1 protein-coding gene is annotated in these 2,178 nt (G+C 66.1%); it reads left to right on the top strand.

Going from position 1 to position 2,178, the window contains the following annotated elements:
* The coding region (locus ACIBJH_RS48145) for an amino acid adenylation domain-containing protein (protein WP_399123415.1) at nt 1-2,178 on the top strand (2,178 nt) is incomplete at both ends.

Here is a 2,178-nt window from a genome sequence, read left to right on the forward strand (position 1 = left end):
CACCGACATCCACAGCCTCACCCCGGCCGGTGAACTCTTCGACACCGTCGTCGTGTTCGAGAACTACCCCGTCGAGAACGAAGCCTTCGAACAGGCCACGTCCACTCTCAGCCTCACCCATGCTCAAGCCCACGACGCCAGCCACTATCCGATGAACCTGAGGGTGCTGCCCGGGGACCGCATCGAGATCCGCATGGAATACGGCCCCGACCTGTTCGCCCGTACGGAGGTGGAGGGACTCGGCAGCCGACTCGTCCGCGTACTCCGGGCCATTGCCGAGACCCCTGAGATCCCCTTGGGCCGAGTCGAGATGCTGGATGAGTCCGAGCGTGAACGCGCGCTTTCTGCGCTGCACGGGCGCCAGGAGTCCGGGGAGTTCCGGGACGTCGTCGACAGGATCAGGGATGTTGCCCGGCGGCAGCCCGATGCTGTGGCCGTCACGGACGACGAGGGAGACGTCACGTACGACGTGCTGATGTCCCGTGCGAGCGCTCTGTCGAAGCGTCTTGCGGGGCGTGGGACGGGGGTGGGGGCTCTTGTCGGAATCCTCTCCGATCCCGGTGCACGGTTCGTGTGGTCGGTGCTGGGGGTGTTCGGCAGTCGAGCGGGATACATCCCCCTGGACCCGCAGGCTCCGACGGCGCGGAGCGTGACGTATCTCGCCGACAGCGGCGCGAACTGCCTCCTGACGGAGAAGAAGCACCTCGAACGCGCACAGGCCATCGCTGGTGCGTCGGGAGACGCCGTCGAGGTGCTGGTCATGGACGACGAGCAGGACGGCGCGGAGTGGTATCCGAACGGATCCAGGGGCTACGACATCGCGTACTCCATCTTCACGTCCGGTTCCACCGGACGGCCGAAGGGAGCGATGGTTCACCGCGCCGGCATGGAGAACCATCTCCTGGCGAAGATCGAGGACCTGGAGCTCTCCTCAGCGGACCACGTCATGCAGAACGCGCCGCTGACCTTCAACATCTCCGTCTGGCAGATGTTCGCCGCTCTGATGCTCGGCGGAAGGATCCGAGTCGTCGACCGGACGACGGCCGCCGACCCGCGCGAGCTCTTCCGACGCGTGGCGGACGAAGGCGTGTCGGTCCTGGAGGTCGTACCCTCGCTCCTCCGGGCGGCCCTGGACATGTGGGACGCCGACGGTGAGCAGATCGCACTGCCGCAGCTCCGCTGGCTGATGGTGACGGGCGAAGCCCTTCCGGGGAGCCTGTGCGAGCGCTGGTTCGTGCGGTATCCGGATATCCCCCTGGTGAACGCCTATGGGTCAACGGAGTGTTCGGACGATGTCTCACACGCCATCATCACGAGTGAGGAGTACGAGGCCGAGAAGAAGATCACCATCGGCCGTCCCATTCGCAACATGCGGCTGTACGTGCTGAACGAGGCACTCCAGCCGGTTGCCATGGGAATGCCCGGAGACCTGTACGTCAGCGGTGTAGGCGTCGGGCAAGGCTATGTGGGTGACGCGAACCGCACCGCAGCCGCCTTCGTAGCTGATCCTTACTCCGGTGAGCCCGGCGCGCGGATGTATCGGATGGGTGACTATGTCAGGTGCCTCCGGGACGGGCGTCTTGAGTTCGTAGAACGGCGGGACCATCAGGTCAAGATCCGCGGGCAGCGACTCGAACTCGGCGAAATCGAAGCCGTCCTGGCAGGGCATGTTCTCGTGGGCCAGGCAGCTGTGGTGCTTCGGGAGGACGCCCCGGGTGACAAACGCCTGGCGGCGTACGTGGTGCCGGGTGCCGGCACATCCAGCGGCGTTCTCGACCCGGCCGCGCTGCGTGGGTTCGTGGCGGGGAGGTTGCCGGAGTACATGGTGCCGTCGGCGTTCGTCACGCTCGATGCGCTGCCGTTGACGTCGAACGGAAAGCTGGACCGGAAGGCGCTGCCCGCCCCGGAGTACACGTCGTCCGGGCGGGCTCCCGGGACGCTTCGGGAGGAGCTGCTGTGCGGTCTGTTCGCTGAGGTCCTCGGCGTCAGCGCTGTTTCCATCGATGACAGTTTCTTCGAGTTGGGTGGTCATTCGCTGTTGGCGACTCGTCTGGTGAGCCGGATCCGTTCCGTCCTCGGGGTCGAGGTGAGCATCCGGGCGTTGTTCGAGGCGCCGACGGTGGCGGGTCTTGTCGGGCGGGTTGATGAGGGTGGTGGGGTTCGGGAGCGGTTGGGTGT

Origin of the sequence: Streptomyces sp. NPDC050548 (genome assembly GCF_044457385.1) — a bacterium.
GTDB lineage: Bacteria > Actinomycetota > Actinomycetes > Streptomycetales > Streptomycetaceae > Streptomyces.